Source organism: Klebsiella sp. B345, from assembly GCF_051131735.1.
GTDB lineage: Bacteria > Pseudomonadota > Gammaproteobacteria > Enterobacterales > Enterobacteriaceae > Klebsiella.
In genome coordinates this window covers 4,932,259-4,948,918 of record NZ_CP180443.1, presented here as the reverse complement: position 1 = coordinate 4,948,918, position 16,660 = coordinate 4,932,259, and the positions used below count along the sequence as shown (strand labels likewise).

17 protein-coding genes are annotated in these 16,660 nt (G+C 57.0%); 8 read left to right on the top strand and 9 right to left on the bottom strand.

The genetic code is table 11. The features are described from left to right. Positions 1 to 8: 8 nt before the first annotated feature. Positions 9 to 776 (bottom strand): phytanoyl-CoA dioxygenase family protein, encoded by a 768-nt coding sequence (locus tag ACMYSO_RS23165; protein WP_434585581.1) that lies wholly within the window; start codon positions 774 to 776, stop codon positions 9 to 11. Positions 777 to 1,028: 252 nt separating this feature from the next. Here ACMYSO_RS23165 and ACMYSO_RS23160 point away from each other — a divergent pair, with 252 nt between their 5' ends. Continuing rightward, positions 1,029 to 1,862 carry a helix-turn-helix transcriptional regulator gene (locus ACMYSO_RS23160; RefSeq protein ID WP_434668310.1) on the top strand — a complete coding sequence of 278 codons (834 nt, stop codon included), beginning with the start codon at positions 1,029 to 1,031 and terminating at the stop codon, positions 1,860 to 1,862. A gap of 12 nt (positions 1,863 to 1,874) precedes the next feature. Here ACMYSO_RS23160 and ACMYSO_RS23155 read toward each other — a convergent pair whose 3' ends face one another. Then, complete coding sequence (locus ACMYSO_RS23155) at positions 1,875 to 2,786, bottom strand: GGDEF domain-containing protein (RefSeq protein ID WP_434668308.1); 912 nt, start codon at positions 2,784 to 2,786, stop codon at positions 1,875 to 1,877. 482 nt (positions 2,787 to 3,268) lie between these two features. Between ACMYSO_RS23155 and ACMYSO_RS23150 the strand changes: the two genes are divergently transcribed. The 3 genes from ACMYSO_RS23150 to ACMYSO_RS23140 all read left to right on the top strand — a co-directional run bounded on the left by ACMYSO_RS23150 (position 3,269) and on the right by ACMYSO_RS23140 (position 6,224). Further along, the gene (locus ACMYSO_RS23150; RefSeq protein ID WP_434668306.1) at positions 3,269 to 4,342 is read left to right on the top strand and encodes a helix-turn-helix transcriptional regulator; all 1,074 of its coding nucleotides are present in this window, start codon (positions 3,269 to 3,271) and stop codon (positions 4,340 to 4,342) included. Positions 4,343 to 4,630: 288 nt separating this feature from the next. Continuing rightward, a complete protein-coding gene (locus tag ACMYSO_RS23145) occupies positions 4,631 to 5,110 on the top strand; it encodes a hypothetical protein (protein WP_434668303.1) in 480 nt (159 codons plus the stop codon). A gap of 46 nt (positions 5,111 to 5,156) precedes the next feature. Next, a complete protein-coding gene (locus ACMYSO_RS23140) occupies positions 5,157 to 6,224 on the top strand; it encodes a hypothetical protein (protein ID WP_434668300.1) in 1,068 nt (355 codons plus the stop codon). Between the two features lie 304 nt (positions 6,225 to 6,528). Here the strand turns inward: ACMYSO_RS23140 and hpxK are convergent, their stop codons facing one another. From hpxK to hpxU, 7 genes are all read right to left on the bottom strand, one after another. Beyond that, complete coding sequence (hpxK, locus tag ACMYSO_RS23135; RefSeq protein WP_434668297.1) at positions 6,529 to 7,791, bottom strand: allantoate amidohydrolase; 1,263 nt, start codon at positions 7,789 to 7,791, stop codon at positions 6,529 to 6,531. Further along, positions 7,788 to 9,029: a pyridoxal-phosphate-dependent aminotransferase family protein gene (locus ACMYSO_RS23130; RefSeq protein WP_434668295.1), complete on the bottom strand. Its 1,242-nt coding sequence runs from the start codon at positions 9,027 to 9,029 to the stop codon at positions 7,788 to 7,790. The genes hpxK and ACMYSO_RS23130 overlap by 4 nt, the downstream gene beginning before the upstream one ends. Positions 9,030 to 9,042: 13 nt before the next feature. Beyond that, a complete protein-coding gene (locus ACMYSO_RS23125; protein WP_123753742.1) occupies positions 9,043 to 9,780 on the bottom strand; it encodes an amino acid ABC transporter ATP-binding protein in 738 nt (245 codons plus the stop codon). Then, positions 9,761 to 10,417: an amino acid ABC transporter permease gene (locus tag ACMYSO_RS23120; protein ID WP_174510340.1), complete on the bottom strand. Its 657-nt coding sequence runs from the start codon at positions 10,415 to 10,417 to the stop codon at positions 9,761 to 9,763. The genes ACMYSO_RS23125 and ACMYSO_RS23120 overlap by 20 nt, the downstream gene beginning before the upstream one ends. Next, on the bottom strand, positions 10,417 to 11,082 hold the full coding sequence (locus ACMYSO_RS23115) for an amino acid ABC transporter permease (protein WP_434585589.1): 666 nt from the start codon (positions 11,080 to 11,082) through the stop codon (positions 10,417 to 10,419). The genes ACMYSO_RS23120 and ACMYSO_RS23115 overlap by 1 nt, the downstream gene beginning before the upstream one ends. A 9-nt stretch (positions 11,083 to 11,091) precedes the next feature. After that, positions 11,092 to 11,877, bottom strand: a complete 786-nt coding sequence (locus ACMYSO_RS23110) for a transporter substrate-binding domain-containing protein (RefSeq protein ID WP_123753739.1) — start codon at positions 11,875 to 11,877, stop codon at positions 11,092 to 11,094. A gap of 213 nt (positions 11,878 to 12,090) precedes the next feature. Further along, positions 12,091 to 12,930, bottom strand: coding sequence for a MurR/RpiR family transcriptional regulator HpxU (hpxU, locus tag ACMYSO_RS23105; RefSeq protein WP_434585590.1), 840 nt, complete (start codon positions 12,928 to 12,930; stop codon positions 12,091 to 12,093). Between the two features lie 163 nt (positions 12,931 to 13,093). Here hpxU and hpxW point away from each other — a divergent pair, with 163 nt between their 5' ends. From hpxW to hpxZ, 4 genes are read left to right on the top strand one after another with little or no spacing between them, the layout of a single operon-like run. Continuing rightward, positions 13,094 to 14,677 carry an oxamate amidohydrolase gene (gene hpxW / locus ACMYSO_RS23100; RefSeq protein WP_434668293.1) on the top strand — a complete coding sequence of 528 codons (1,584 nt, stop codon included), beginning with the start codon at positions 13,094 to 13,096 and terminating at the stop codon, positions 14,675 to 14,677. Between the two features lie 9 nt (positions 14,678 to 14,686). Then, complete coding sequence (gene hpxX, locus ACMYSO_RS23095; protein ID WP_434668291.1) at positions 14,687 to 14,875, top strand: oxalurate catabolism protein HpxX; 189 nt, start codon at positions 14,687 to 14,689, stop codon at positions 14,873 to 14,875. Beyond that, positions 14,872 to 16,269, top strand: coding sequence for an AtzE family amidohydrolase (locus ACMYSO_RS23090; RefSeq protein ID WP_434668288.1), 1,398 nt, complete (start codon positions 14,872 to 14,874; stop codon positions 16,267 to 16,269). The genes hpxX and ACMYSO_RS23090 overlap by 4 nt, the downstream gene beginning before the upstream one ends. Beyond that, on the top strand, positions 16,266 to 16,652 hold the full coding sequence (gene hpxZ / locus ACMYSO_RS23085) for an oxalurate catabolism protein HpxZ (protein WP_434668285.1): 387 nt from the start codon (positions 16,266 to 16,268) through the stop codon (positions 16,650 to 16,652). Before ACMYSO_RS23090 ends, hpxZ begins: the two co-directional genes overlap by 4 nt. The last annotated feature ends 8 nt before the right edge of the window (positions 16,653 to 16,660 follow it).

The window sequence follows — 16,660 nt, the reverse complement described above, 5'->3', positions numbered from 1 at the left end:
GGGGATTATCACGCTACGCCCAGCAACCATTTTTGCGCCGGCGTCAGGCGGCTCGCGGTCTGCGGCGTTAACCAGCGCTGCTGATCCTGCTGCGCGGTATCTTCCCGGTCGATGTACAACCCGTGCAGCACCCGGCGCCTGCTGCCGACCCGATTGCGGGTCCCGCCATGCCAGGCGTGGGCGTTATAAATCATCACGCTGCCCGCCGGAGCGGCAAACACCACCTCGTCAGGGTGCGTTAACTCCGGATCGTCCAACACCTCTTCCGGCAGCTCCGGGCGCTGATGCGTGCCGGGAATAATACGCGGCGCGCCATTTTCCGCGCTTAAATCATCGATAGCCCAAATGGTGTTCACCAGATGCACTTTCGGAAAATCCGGGCGAGGCTTCTTCCAGTCCGCATGCAGCGGCTGCTGGCCGCCGTTAAACAACGCTTCCCGCGCGTTCAGGCTGGAAACCTTAAAATCGCCCTGAAAAACATACTGGCAGGCGGAGAGGATCAGCGGATGCGACCAGACTTTTTCCCAAATCACCCCTTTGTTAATCAGGTTGGCAATGCGCGTCGCCGTTGCCTCCTGATGATGTTCGATCGCCAGATTGTCGCCCTCTTTCTCGACGATAGCGTCAATCAACTCGCGCATCGCCGCCAGCCACTCCGGGTCCGCAACGTTATGCACCACGGTATAGCCCAGGGTATCCAGCTCTTCTTTCATCTTCGGAGGCAGTTCGATGTTCGCCCCCAGCGCATTCAGATAAACCGCAGATTGTTGTTCCATATTTATATTCCTTAACGTATCGATAACACAGAACAAACTCTAAGCTGCGGCGAGGCGGAAAACATGAAGGCAAAACTACGAAAAACTGGACACGCGTACACGGCAGGGAAAAATGTGATACGCCTCAAAGTCTGTCGTCCCGACCCGTCTGCTCGATGCGATCCATGATGTGAATAGCGCATCGTGTGCGTTCAGCTGTTATAAAATAGATGACAATCAACAAGATAATTGCTCCATGCTAAGGCCTACAGGATGATTGACGATCTGGCAGATATTTTAAATCGTTTGGTAAATCAGAAAGATAATCTGCATGCCAGGTTCCCCGACCCGGATATCTCCGAGCCTGCGCTGGCGCTGAAAGTCCCCTTTCCGCGACTGGAAATTGTGCTCGAGGGTGAGCTAAAGGAGAACGGGCTGCCGCTGTCGGAGACAATGCTCTCCGCCTCACAGGTCCTGTATGTTCAGGCCGGGAAATGGACGCTGCCGGAATGGAACGGGCCGGCATCAACGCTCAGCATCCTGTTTGGCCGCCAGAAGCTGGGGTTTTGTCTGCAGCACTGGGACGGCAAACAGCTGCGGACGGAAAAACAGAACGTCGCCCGTCTGGGGCCGCGGGTCGGCTCCTATCTGCTGCTGTCGCTGAATGAAATCTGCCTGCAACCGGACCCGGTGACCGCCCGACTGGTGGTCTCTGCGTTACTGAGCCACTGTCTTGAGCAACTGGTGGGGCTGGAGATGCGGGTCAGCCGCAGTCGCGACCTGTTTATGGCGGTGCAGGATTATCTTGAAGAGCACCTCAGCCAGCCTTTAACCCGCGAATCGGTAGCAAAGCGCTTTCATATTACGCCGAACTACCTGTCGCATATTTTCCAGAAATCAGGCTCCGTCGGCTTCAATGAATTCCTCACCAGCGTACGCCTGGAAAAGGCGAAAAAGCTGCTGCGCGGCTACGATCTCAAGGTCAAAGAGATTGCCCATAACTGCGGATTTGTCGATAGCAACTACTTCTGCCGGGTATTCAAACGCTACACCGAGCGCTCGCCGTCCGAATACCGCCGCCACTGCCGCAGCGCGCAGCAGGGGTAAGGCAAGGCCATGCTAGACAGCCCACTCCACCCGGCCGCGACCGTTGTGTTTCGCAGCGTAGAGCGCTTCATCCACTTTCTTAATAAACGCATCCTGGGGTTCATCTTTTTCCCGCATCCCAACGCCAATGCTCACCGACAGCGGATAATCGTGATTAATCAGAATGGAACCGACATTGAGCAGAATGGACTCTGCGAGCTGTGCCACCTCATCGGCGGGCATCCCATCAACGATGATGGCAAACTCCTCGCCGCCGATCCTCGCCGGCAGGACCGTGTTGCTGGTCAGTTTCGACAGTTGCTTACCCAGCGCGAATAGCACCTCATCGCCCACCAGATGGCCGTAGGTATCGTTAATTTTCTTGAAGAAATCGATATCGAGGATCATCAACGCCACCGGGCTGTGGCCCTGTTTTTCGCGGATCGTATCGATAAAGAAACGTCGGTTAGGCAGCTGGGTCAGTTCATCTTTTAATGACTGGGAGCGCGCGTCGACGTACAGAACGTTAATCCGTTCGATGATTTTGTAGATGCCAATCGTGGTCAATAGCATGCCCGACAGCCGCAACAGATCTTCGCAGTAGTACCCCATCCATCTCGGCTGAACGAACATTTCATCCATTAAATCAAAGGTGCCCCCGGCTATCCACAGCAGCAGCCCGTAGCGCACCCAGTTCACCGCGACATGGCTCATTCTGACTTTCGACGAGATCCACAACATAAAGACCAAAAACAGCAGCGCCAGCAAATCGATATACAGTCCGGCTTTAGCAAAAATCACGTCCCAGGGGCCTAATGGTGTCGAAATGGCAATACATAACGCGGCGACGGCGATGATCACTAGTAACGCCGGGAAAAGGTTGGTATGGGGACTGACTGGCTGGGTTTTTATATTGATATTCTTTTCTGAGTTCAACATCGGCATGTCTCTCGGCGGTATCAGAACTTTTCAACAGGTAGCATAGCAGCCTGTTGGTTTTCGTCGAATAAAAATGATAATTTTCTGAGGGTTAAAGATAAATTCGGTTTGATTTCAAGGAATCATAAGGATGGGACGAAAAGAATAGACTGACCCCGCGGAATTTTTCCAACGTGCTACCAATCCATGGCGACGAGGTCAGTGGCGCGGATGGTATCACGTTAGTGCTGCGGAGATTTAGCTATGGATGCTGGGTGCAAGGACTTTGTAGGACAGTGGAATGCCGGAAGATTCTGTTACTGAGACAGCGAGAAATTTTATGAAAAGCACGAAGCCCATCTAAAAATAATGGGGTCAAAGCCATTTATGAATTTCCATGCCAACTGCCCGAGGCAAGATTGCCATCATTTATCTACCGGGACTATGATAACAGTACCTGCATCATTAGCCACATCCGGCAGGCTAAACACTAAATATAAGGTGTCGTTATGGCTATTGATCCAGAAATAATATACCTGGAAATTTTAGAAAATATCCTAATGGCAACGCTTGACCCGCAATTTTGGAAACCCGCGCTGCAGAAACTTTCGTTACTGACAGGACATCAGTACGCGGCATTGCTTTATTATGATAAAGGTAATGCGCATCTGATGACAGATTCATTGCTTTTCGATGAAAAGGTCTTTACGGCCTATCGGGATGTGTTTCTGGCAATCGATCCTGCTGAAAAAATATTGACGGGATTACCTATCGGGCAGATGTACAGAGACAGAGATTTTTTAGGAGATAAATTCATTACCAACAGTATTTATTACAATGAATTTCATCACCCGAACGATCTTAATTATTTAACCAGTGTGAAGTTATGTACCATCAACGGTTATTCCACCTATCTATCGCTGATGACAGCGAATGACGCTACCTATCCCCGCCCTGAACAATTTGACGTGTTCCGACGCCTCATCCCAGCGTTAATTGCCGCTAGTCAGATTCACGCCAGGTTTGAACAGCTTCGTGATACCATTAAATATCAGAGCACCATCATCGATAACGGGATTTACCCGGTCTGGCTGGTGGATCATGCCGGGAGAATTCTTTACGCCACTGCCCACGCCGAAAATTACCAGCGCAACAATCATAAGGTGGTCTGGCCCGTGGGAACTGACACGCTAAACCTCGATACCGACAGTAAAAAACTGAGACATGCCATCGAACAGGCCACTCTGACAACCGCGCGACCTCGGGCAGGATTATGCTATACCGCCGGACGGAATCCCACACCGATTCTGGTCATTCCCGCCCCAAGAAGTCCCGGTACGGCTTGCATCATCATTCCTGAGCCTTTCTTCAGCAGCAGTGCATTAATGGAGCTATTTAATGTCAAACCCGCCGAGAATGCGGTGGCTGAACTGCTGGTCAGAGGGATGACCCCGAATGAGTGCGCCTTGCATCTTGGCGTGTCTATCACCACTGTCAGAACCCACCTTAGCACCCTTTACCGGAAGACACACACCCGTAATCAGTCTGAACTCCTGCTCATTATCAGGGCTATTCACGGCTGATTTTTTTTAACCACTCATTCATTTGAATGAATGTAGGTTATCGTTCCACCATTATACTTAACCTTATACAAGCGTGTTTTTCAGGAACCTGGAACAGGCAATAAACACGCTCATATATAGCTTATAATAAACAGGCTAGAGAGCGGAGGTGGAATGCGTAAAAATAAAACCATCAACATCGCTGCAAGGGAAAGATACTACCCGGCTTTACGCATAAATGCCTGTGCGTATTATTTCACCTTCAAGCGCCAATCATAAGTGAATTGAATATTAACGAGGAGTACACTTATGTCTTCATCAAACAGTTACTCATTTTTAGTTTATCTTGTATTTTTTATCGTCATCTTTGGCACATTACTTTCCATTTTAGTCATCCGCAAGTCTCTCCCTAAAGAATGGTCTTTAGCTGATGCGCTTTCTGAAGATGTTGAATTATCTGCTACCACAGAGGTTAAAGAATCTAAGAACGGCGTTGATACGGTGACAAAGACTCCCCTTTATGATGGTGATGGCAAACCGTTTCTGGTCACAGAAATGAAAGCCAGCTCAAGCCGACTTATTGCACTGATCGGCATGCTGGTCATTTTATTCATGTATATCGGCTTCGGCTCCTTATTACTACTTGATTTTGGTAAGACGGGAAAAATATCAGACCCAGATACTCTTAGTGAAATTATTAAATTCCTGGTTGCCGGTATGACATTGTTTGCACCTTATCTGGTGAATAAGTTCGCGTCTCTATTTCAGGGGTTAACCTCTAATAAATAGACCAATAAACATCGCAATGTTAATAAACATCATGAAGGAGAGTGTTATGGATGCTCTAAACAAACGCATATTCATCACGACTCGCTACCCTGTGAGCGCGCAACACGCCCGCCCACCCATAGAGTTTCTGGAACAGTTAGTCGATACTTTAGAGGCTTTACCTGATGATATTTTTGCTGAAAATAAGCTTCATGATATCTATGCGGTCATGAAAGGAGCGCTGGGGCCCTACACCAGCCTTTTACACCGTAAAGCCGTCATGTGTGAAGTGCTTCGTGTGCAAGCGGGGTTTGAATCAGACTGGCGCTGGAAGGAAGGCGTTGATGAGGAAAATGAACGCTCAAAGGCTCACATTGAAAGCGAAGAAACAGGGGCGTTTCAGGTGTCATTTGACAGTATCGGCAAAGGGGGCCCGGCACTCCTTGATTTTGTCAGGCAGCATGGCATAGATAACCCCGAAACATTCATTACCAAAATGAAAACAGACCACAAGCTGGCTATAGAATATTGTGCTCGATTGTTACGTTTCAACACCAGCTGGTGCGGAACGATAAAAGACCCCACTAAGGTTATTTCTCACGTGCGACGCGATGCCGTGGAAGAGTTTCAGACATTTGTCACGCTACATACCCCCGCTGCTGAGATTTTAGCTGATAAAATACAGCCTCTAAGCGACAAAGAAAAAATGCTCGAGGTGTTGAATATTGCCAGCACGCCTGCACGTTACGAAAAAGTTCAGGCTGTCGCTGCAATTGAGCTTTTCAAATTAGCTCATGAGCATTGGCCACATGATGGTTGCGCCCTAAATTTATCTAACTTATTACAAGCAGGAGGAATTGCCGTTCCCGATATTATGCAGGCATTAGCGTTGGGTAATTATCTTCGCGATGAAAGAAAATGGAACGTCATCCCTGTTGGTCAACAGCAACCTGGCGATGTCGGCTCCACCTGCGGCCCTACTGCACATCATGGTTATGACCATATTTATCTGGTTCTGAAACGTAGCGATAGCGACAAAATGCTGATTGCCGACAATCAGCAACCTGTACCTCATGAACGGTTCGCCAGTGGAAATGGCAGAACACCCACGACATTCTTTTTGCGTCCAGTCTGATACAACACAAAGAGAATCATCGCAATATGAAAGCCAAATCGGCCACTGCTGTATCTCAGCGGTGGCCGCCCTGCTGGAGCCGCCATCAACATCGTCGCCATTGCGATCGACAGTCAGCCTCTCTCCTGTTCCATGGCGTAATGCTCCTGAACACCCCGCTTAGCCGGACAGCAGACGTTATCACTGAGCAGGCAAAACCAGCATTACTGCTGCTAAAGCATGCCCGGCAACCACTCTGCTACAACGCAATGTCCCACCCGGCACGCCGCTCTATTTCGCGAACGCATCCCGCGCCTTTCGGCTCTTATTTCGCCTCATCCAACGCCAGGACCGCGCGAGAATACGCGTCAATCGCCAGCGCCACATCGTCGATAGTCACCGACTCCGCCGGATGGTGGCTGACGCCGCCTTTGCAGCGCACAAACAGCATCCCTACCGGCCAGCGCTCGCCGATGGCGATCGCGTCGTGTCCGGCCCCGCTCGGCAGGGAGAGCGATATCTCCTGCACCTCCTGCACCGCCGTCGCCAGCACCGTCTGTAAATGTCGGTCGCAGGCGGTGGCCGCAATGCGGTAAAACTCTGCGGCGCTGAATTGCAGCTGGCGCCGGGCCGCAATCGCCTGGGCCTCCTCCAGCAACGTATTGAGCAGCGCATCCAGTGGACCATCCTGCGGCCCGCGAATATCCAGCGTCAGGGCCACCTCGCCGGGGATTACGTTCACTGCGCCGGGCGCACAGCTCAGCGTCCCGACCGTCGCCACCAGGTTGCCGGCCTGCTGCCGGGTCATGGTTTCAATCTGCACCATCCATTCGGCGGCGGCGGCCAGCGCATCCCGCCGATGGAGCATCGGTACCGTACCGGCGTGGCCCGCCTCGCCGGTAAAGCGGCAGTTCAGGCGGCGCGCGCCATTGATGGCCTCCACCACGCCGAGCGCCAGCCCGGCCTGTTCAAGACAAGGTCCTTGCTCAATATGCAGCTCAAGATAGGCGCTAATGTCGCCAACCGGACGTTCGGCCTGGCGGATGCGGGCCGGGTCGAGACCGGCCTGAACCATCGCCTGCGCCACGCTGATGCCATCCGCATCGCACTGCGCCAGCCAGCCCTCCGGCCACGTCCCGGTCAGGCCACGGCTGCCGAGCAGCGTAATGCCAAAGCGCGTTCCCTCTTCATCGCCGAAGCCGACAATCTCAATGGCTTTCGCCAGCCGTTGTCCCTGCCGGTGCAGATCTTCCACCACGGCGATCGCCGTCAACACCCCCAGCATGCCGTCATAGCGCCCGGCATTGCGCACCGTATCAAGGTGCGACCCCAGCAGGATCGCCGGCGCCCCTTCCTGTGCTCCTTCATAACGCCCGCAAATGTTGCCGACGCTGTCCTGCCAGACGGTCATCCCCGCCTGCGTCATCCAGCGGGCCACCCGTTGATTGGCCTGCAGATGCTCCGGGGAGAGATACACCCGGGTCAGCCCTTGCGCGGTGGCGCTGATTGCCGCCAGTTCATCGGCGCGGGCCATCACCCGCGCCGCCGCTTCCGTTATCTCCGCCTGCTGGCGTGGCAATAGACTCATAGCGCACTCTCGCGGCGATAGTGATCCCACGCCGCCTGCATGGCGGCGCCCTGAGTAGTGGCAAATTTCAGGTGATTCAGCACCGACTCCAGCGCGCTGAGCGTGGTCATCACGCAATCTTTTCGCGCGTTGTAGCCCATGGTGCCGATGCGCCAGACTTTGCCATGCAGCGGGCCGAACGAGGTGCCAATCTCAATGCCAAAGTCTTCCAGCATCAGCTTACGGACCTGGTCGCCGTTGATGCCGTGGGGAATCACCACCCCGAGCACGTTGTTCATTTTATGTTTCAGGTCGCCGAAGGTATCGAGCCCCATTGCCTGAATGCCCTTAAGCAACGCATCGCCGTGGAGCTTGTGCCGGGCAATGCCGTTATCCAGCCCTTCCTGCAGGATCAGCCGCGCGCATTCCCGGGCGGCAAACAGCGCCGAAGTGGCCTCGGTATGGTGGTTCAGGCGCTCCGGCCCCCAGTAATCCATCACCATGCCAAGATCGAAATAGTTGGAATAGACCATTTCGTCGACGCCATCCTGATGAGCATCGGTACGAATACCCGCTTCAACGCACTTGCGGCGGCGGATCGCCTCTTCCATGCGTTCGCTCAGGGTGATCGGCGACGTGCCGGACGGCCCGCCGAGGCATTTCTGCATTCCGGCCGACACCGCATCCAGCCCCCAGGTGTCGCTCTCAAGGGCGTTGCCCCCCAGCGAGGCAGTGGCGTCAGTGTAAAACAGCACGTCGTAACGGCGGCAGATCGCCCCCAGTTCGGCCAACGGCTGAAGCATGGTGGTGGAGGTATCGCCCTGCACCGTCAGCAGCAGACGCGGACGGACGCGCTTGATCGCCTCTTCAACCTGATCCGGGGTAAAGACCTCGCCCCACGGCACCTCAATAGTGTGCACTTCGGCGCGGCAGCGGCGGGCAATTTCACACAGCAGATGGCCAAAGCGACCGAATACCGGCACCAGCACCTTGTCGCCGGGGCGGATCGCCGAAATCAGGATCGCTTCGATCCCCGCGCGGGAGGTGCCGTCCACCAGCATCGTCCAGCGGTTTTCGGTGCGAAAGACGCCGCGATAGAGCGCCATCACTTCATTCATATAGTGGGTCATCGCCGGGTCGTACTGGCCGATCAGCTGGCTTGCCATCGCGCGCAGTACCCGCGGGTCGGCGTTGATTGGCCCCGGCCCCATCAGCAGGCGCTGCGGTGGGTTAATTTGCGAAAACTGTGTGATATCCATCTTTTAGTCCTTATTAATTGAGACCGCGCACGGAGGAGATAAACTGCTTCAGTTCACTGGTCTGCGGGTTGGCAAACAGCGTCTTGCTGTCGCCCTGCTCCCAGACGCGCCCCTGATGCATAAACACCACGCGGTCGCCCACTTCACGGGCGAAATTCATTTCATGGGTGACGAGAATCAGCGTCATGCCTTCCGCCGCCAGTTGCTCCAGCACTTTGAGCACTTCGCCCACCAGCTCCGGGTCCAGCGCCGAGGTAATCTCGTCACAAAGTAAAACCTTGGGCGACATAGCCAGCGCCCGCGCAATCGCCACGCGCTGCTGCTGGCCGCCGGAGAGGCTGGAGGGGTAATAATCGATCCGGTCACCCAGCCCCACTTTCTCCAGCATCCGCTGCGCCAGTTCCCGGCATTCGGCGGCGCTTTTCTTCAGCACCCGCCTCGGCGCCAGCATCACGTTTTCGAGGGCGGTCATATGCGGGAACAGATTAAAATTCTGGAAGACCATCCCGACGGAGCGGCTGATCTCCCGCGCCTGCGAGTCACGATCGGTGATGGTCATGCCGCCGAGCTTAATGCTGCCTTCCTGGTACCCTTCCAGCCCGTTGATACAGCGCAGCAGCGTGCTTTTCCCCGAGCCGCTGCGGCCGATAATCGAAATCACCTCGCCCATATCAATGTCCAGATCGACACCCTTAAGCACGTGGTTGTCGCCGTAGTACTTCTGCATCTGATTAATGGTGATGAGAGGCATTGAATTTATTCTCCAGATAGCGGCTGTAACGGGACAGCGGGTAACACAGAACGAAGTAGCCCAGCGCCACCAGCGCAAAGACTTTAAACGGCTGATACGTGACGTTAGTCAGCATGGTGCCGGCTTTAGTCAGTTCGACAAAACCGATAATCGACGCCAGCGCGGTGCCCTTCACCACCTGCACCGCAAAGCCGACGGTCGGGGCAATCGCAATCCGTAACGCCTGGGGCGCCACGACGCGAAACAGAGTCTGGCCAAAGCTGAGGCCCAGGCAGCGCGACGCTTCCCACTGCCCTTTCGGCAGTGCGCGAATGCTGCCGTACCAGATATCGAGCAAAAAGGCGCTGGTGTAAAACGTCAGGGCCAGCGAGGCGGCGGTCCACGGCGACACATCGATGCCGAACAGCGCCACGCCGAAGAAGGCCAGAAACAGCTGCATCAGCAGCGGTGTGCCTTGAAACAGCTCAATATAGCCACGGATCAGGCGCTTCACCTGGCGCCCGCCGGTCAGGCGCAGTAGCAGAAGCGGCAGGGTCACCAGCGCGCCGCCGATAAACGCCACCAGCGACAGCAGCACCGTCCAGCGTCCCGCCAGCAGCAGGTTGCGGATAATGTCCCAGTCGGTAAAAGTGGTCATCATGCCTGTACCCTCAGCCATTTTCGTCCTGCTGCCATCAGCAGTTGACGCATTGTTATCGACAGCAGCAGGTAGATCCCCGTGGTCACCAGATAGACCTCAAAGCTCAGGAACGTCCGCGACTGAATCAGGTTGGCGGCAAAAGTCAGCTCTTCATAAGAGACCTGCGACACCACCGACGACCCCAGCATCACGATGATGCACTGGCTCACCAGCGCCGGATAAATTCGCTGCAACGCCGGGGGCAGCACCACCCGGATAAAGGTCTGGGTGCGGCTCAGTCCGAGTACTCTCCCGGCCTCCCACTGCCCTTTCGGCGTCACCTGAATACCGGCGCGCACGATCTCGGTACTGTAGGCGCCAAGGTTGACAACCATCGCCAGCAACGCCGCTTCGCCGGCGGTCATCTTGAGCCCAAGATTCGGCAGCCCGAAGACAATAAAGAACAGCTGAACCACAAACGGCGTGTTGCGAATCAGCTCCACATAGCCGCCCCAAATCCGGCTGAACCATGATGGACGCCCGCTACGAATAGCGGCCCCAAAAATACCGATGGTCAGACCGCCGGCGGTCGCCAGCACCGTCAGCTGAATGGTCACCCACAGCCCGGCCAGCAGCTCCGGCCAGTGCGGCCAGAGCTCAGAAAAATGAAGTTGTTCCGTCATGCACAGACCTTATGCAGCAAAGTCGGCGGGCAGCGGAGCTTTCAGCCACTGTTGAGAGAGAGCATTCAGGGTGCCGTCCTTCACCCCCTGCTCAATCAAGGCGTTCACTTTCTCTTTCAGCGCCGGTTCATTCTTTTTCAGGCCAATCACGCACGGTGAATCTTTCAGCATAAAGCTCGCCACCGGTGCCTTCGCCGGGTTTTGCCGGGAGATCGCCGCCACCACCAGGTTACCGGTCGCCACGTACTGCACCTGCCCTGAGAGATACGCCGACAGCGTAGTGTTGTTGTCTTCGTAGCGTTTAATCTGCACCTCTTTCGGGGCGATGCCGGTCAGCACCATATCTTCCACCGCGCCACGGGTCACGCCGATGGTTTTGCCGCTCAGCGCCGCCACATCTTTCACTTCCGCCCCTTTCGGGCCAAACACGCCGAGGAAGAACGGCGCGTAGGCGCGGCTGAAATCAATCACCTTCTCACGCTCGGCGTTTTTCCCGAGGCTGGAGATAACCAGATCCACCTTATCGGTTTGCAGATACGGCACCCGGTTGGCGCTGGTTACCGGCACCAGCTGCAGTTTGAGCTTCATCTGCTTTGCCAGATAACGCGCCATATCGATGTCATAGCCCTGCGGCTGCAGATCGGTCCCCACCGAACCGAACGGCGGGAAATCCTGCGGAACCGCAATGCGGATCACGCCGCGCTTTTCGATATCCTGCAGCTGGTCGGCTTTTGCCGCGGTGATGTTGGTGAACAGACAAGCGGCCCCGGCCAGGGCGATCAGCAGTTTTTTCATGGTGTTTACCCGTTACGTTAGTATGAAACAAAAGATTCTTTAAATAAACTTTTGCAACTAATGTGCCAGGTACAAAAATCCATGACCTCACCGCGTCGGGCGCAATAAAAGAGAGAATAAACAAGAGATAGCGAAAAACGGTGACAAAGTCGCTGTTATTTACTCACCGTTTTATTGCACTAAAAAAAGGCAAAGCACCAGCCTGAGGCCCCATTATCGTTGCTCAAGCTCATCCAGCTGCTGATAAAGGGTGGCAATATCGTGGATCCGCGGGCGGCCTTTATCGAGAATTTCATGCAGAAAAGCGTTCGCCAGCAGGTTGATTAAACTGTTCACCGCCCCGTAGCTGTCGTAGGCCGATACACTGTCCAGCGGTGCGCACAACTGCCAGTTGGACAGCGGGAACAGGCTATAGGCTTGCGGTTCGCACATCAGCAGCAGCGGAATACCGCGCTGCTGCAACTGCTGTAACAGCGGGCGGATAATACGTGGGCGACGGCGAAAGGCCACCATCACCACCAGATCGTCCGGCGACAGATCCACCAGCTCTTCACTTAAGCTCTGTCCCGGCTGCGGCAGCACCTGCACCTGCCCGCGCGCCTGCAGCAGCTGCTGGCGCAGGTGCAGCGCCACAGGCCAGGAGTTTCGCATCCCAATGATGATAATCCGCCGGGCGTTGACCATCGCGCTTATCGCCTCAGCAAACTGCTGCGCATCGAGCGTGTTGACCCACTGGGTCAGATTAGCCATCTCCTGTTTATAATGCCGCGCCAGCAGCGTGTTGCCCTGCACCGCGTCGCGCTGGTCGGTCAGCGGCATACCGCTCTGGCGCAGGGTGCGTAGCTCGTCGCGCATATCCTTATATTTTTCGTAGCCCAGCCGCTTAAACAGGCGGCTGACCGTGGCCTTTGACACCCCGCTCAGCTGCGCCAGCTCGGCGCTGTTATAGCTGATCAGGTCATCAAAATGGTCGAAGATAAAATCGGCGACCCGCTGTTCCTGAGGCGACAGTGACGCATATTGTCCCTTCAGGCGTTCATCTAGTTGCTCCATAAAACCTCTGTAACTTTTGTTTCATCAAACTATACATGCAAGCCCTTTCACAATGCATGCCAGTTTACTAAAAATAGGGTTTTCCCGGGGCGCTGAAACTTTACGCTCAAAGTGGAACAGCTTTTGCAAACCTGACCTCACGATTCGATTACGAGGAAAGCCCATGCAAAGTCATGTATCCGCCCACGGGATGGCGGTTGCCCCCCATCATCTGGCCAGCCAAAGTGCGGTTGCCGTCCTGCGCGAAGGCGGTAGCGCAATAGAAGCGATGGTCGCCGCTGCCGCCACCATTGCGGTGGTCTACCCGCATATGAACGGGCTGGGCGGCGATGGATTCTGGCTGATCGTGCCGCCAGAAGGTGAGCCGATCGCCATTGACGCCAGCGGCGCGGCAGGATCGCTGGCGACGCCGGAGGCCTACGCCGGACTGGCGCATATTCCGCACCGTGGGCCGCAGGCGGCGCTGACCGTAGCCGGTACCGTCAGCGGCTGGGATGAAGCGCTGAAGGTATCGCAGTCCCTGACCGGTCGCGCGCTGCCGCTGGCTCGTCTGCTTGAGGATGCCATTGGCTACGCCGCCGACGGCACGCCGGTGACCGCCTCGCAGTCCAGCGCCACCGCCAGCAAACTGGCCGAACTGCAGCACCTGCCAGGCTTCGCGGATACTTTTCTGGTCAACGGACAGCCGCCGGAAACCGGCAGCCGTTTTCGTCAGCCCGCGCTGGCGGCAACGTTGCAGCAGCTGGTTGATGACGGCCTCGACAGCTTTTATCGTGGCCCGCTGGCGACTCGTCTGGCGCAGGGCATGGCGCAACATGGTCTGCCCATCACCCTGACCGATTTACAGGAGCATCGCGCTCGCCGCCCGGCTCCGCTCAAGCTTACGCATCAGCAGGGCGAACTGTGGAATCTGGCACCGCCGACGCAGGGGCTGGTCTCTTTGGCGATCCTCGGGATCACCGACCAGCTGGCGATGAGCGACACCGACGACGCGCAGACCGTCCACCGGATTGTCGAGGCCACCAAGCTGGCCTTTGGCCTGCGCGATGCCCATATAACCGATCCGCGCCATCTGGACGTTGATATCCAGAGCCTGCTTGCGCCGCAGGCGCTACAACAGCTGGCCGCGAAGGTGGACTATCAACAGGCCGCCCCCTGGGGTGCCGGCAAAGGCCCCGGCGATACCGTCTGGATGGGGGTTATCGATAGCAGCGGGCTGGCGGTCTCCTTTATTCAGAGTCTCTATCACGAGTTTGGTAGCGGCGTGGTGTTGCCTGAGAGCGGGATAGTCTGGCAAAACCGCGGCGCCTCGTTCAGTCTCGACCCCGCGCACCTGCTGGCACTGGCGCCCGGGAAACAACCGTTCCATACCCTCAACCCTGCCGCCGCACGCCTCAACGATGGTCGGGTGATGGTCTATGGCTCCATGGGCGGGGATGGGCAGCCGCAAACTCAGGCCGCCATCTTCACCCGCTACATCCTGCAGGGCGTACCGCTGCAGGAGAGTATTTCACGCCCGCGCTGGCTGCTGGGCCGCACCTGGGGGCAGACCTCCGATTCGCTGAAGCTGGAAGGACGCTTCTCCCCAGAAAGCATCGCCCGCCTACGGGCGCTGGGCCACGATGTTGACGTGCTGGCCGATTACAGCGAAGCCATGGGCCACGCGGGCGCCATCGTGCGCCATCCCAACGGCCTGTTTGAAGGGGCATCCGATCCCCGCAGCAACGGCTCCGCCGCCGGTTATTAGGAGATACCCATGCAGCAACCCATCACTGACTGGAGCGCTTATCTGGCGCAGATGGAACAGATCCTTGGCCTCGAGCTGGATGCGCAACGCCGCGACGAGCTGCGACTGCAGTTCAGCCGCATTGCCGCAATGGCTGAACCGCTGATGGCCTACCCGCTGGCGGAGCGCCAGGAAATTGCCGGAGTGTACAAAGCATGAAGCTCAATCAGATGACCATTGCCGGGATCCAGCGCGCGCTGGCCGCCGGCGAACTGAGCGCCAGAGAGATTGCCCGCCATAGCCTCGACGACATTGCGCGGGTGAACCCGCAGATCAACGCCTGGACGCAGGTTACCGAAAGCCGGATGCTCGCCGAAGCCGACCGCATTGACAGCCTGCGCCGGGACAAGCAGCCGCTGCCGGCGCTGGCCGGCATTCCCTATGCGGTGAAAAACCTGTTTGATGTTGCTGGCGAAACCACTCTGGCCGGCGCTCAGCTGTTCAGCGACCGTCCGGCGGCCGCTGCCGACGGCTGGGCGGTACGCCAGATCCAGGCGGCGGGCGGCCTGCTCAGCGGCATGGTGAATATGGACGCCTACGCCTACGGTTTTACCACCGAAAACAGCCACTACGGCGCCACCCATAACCCCCACGATCTGCAACGCATTGCCGGCGGCTCGTCCGGCGGTTCAGCGGCAGCGGTGGCCGCCGGGCTGGTCCACTTTGCGCTGGGCAGCGATACCAATGGCTCAATCCGTGTTCCCGCCTCGTTGTGCGGGATCTTTGGCCTGAAACCGACCTTTGGTCGCCTGTCGCGGGCGGGCAGCCATCCATTTGTCGCCAGCCTCGACCACATCGGCCCGTTTGCCCGTCACGTCGGCGATCTGGCGGCAGTGTATGACGCTTTGCAAGGGCGAGACCCTGACGATGATGCCCAGGCCGATCGCGCCGTGGCGCCTGCCAGCCCGTTGCTCGAACGCGGGCTGGACGGTCTGCGATGCGCGGTGCTCGGCGGCTACTTCACCACCTGGTGCGACAGCGACGCCCGCGCCGCCGTGGCTCAGGTGGCGCAGGCCCTCGGCGCGGATCGGGAGCTGCAGTTCCCTGAGGCCGAGCTTTCCCGTTCTGCGGCCTTTATCATCAGCGCCTCCGAAGGGGGCAACCAGTATCTCCCCGCCCTACGTGGCGAGCCGGAGCGCTTTGAGCCGCACTCCCGGGAGCGGCTGCTGGCCGGGGCGATGATCCCCTCCGCCTGGTATCTTCAGGCGCAGCGTTTTCGCCGCCATGCCCGGGAAGCGATGGCCGCGCTGTTCGATCATGCCGAGGTGCTCATCGCCCCGGCAACCCCGTGCAGCGCGACCCTAATCGGTCAGCAAACCATGGCGATCAATGGCCAGTCGCTGCCGGTGCGCGCCAGTATGGGCATGCTCACCCAGCCGATTTCGTTCCTCGGCCTGCCGGTGGTGACGGTGCCGTTGCGCACGGCCAGCGGGCAGCCCATTGGCGTGCAGTTGATTGCCGCGCCGTTTAATGAGCAGGCCTGCCTGCGCGCGGCGCATGTTCTGGAAGCGATGGGCCTTACCGAGGCTCAACCTGCGGAGATAGCAGCATGATGAATCAGGATAATATTAACCGCCCGCTGGTGCTGGCCGAGGTCACGGCGGCGTTTTATCGTTATGAAGAGGCGCTGATCAGCAACAACATTACGGTGCTGGATGAGCTGTTCTGGCATGACAAGCGAACCGTGCGCCTGGGGGCCGGAGAGAATCTCTACGGCATCGATGAGATCCGCGCCTTTCGCGCCGCGCGCCCGTCGGCGGGGTTACAGCGTGAATTGCGCCACACCGAAATCGTGACCTTCGGCGAGGATTACGCGGTGTGCAGTACCGAGTTTACCCGCGACGGCAGCGAGCGTATCGGCCGCCAGCAGCAGACCTGGGTGCGCTTTCCTTTTGGCTGGCGGATTGTCGCCGCCCAGGTCAGCCTGATGAGTTAACGCCAGCG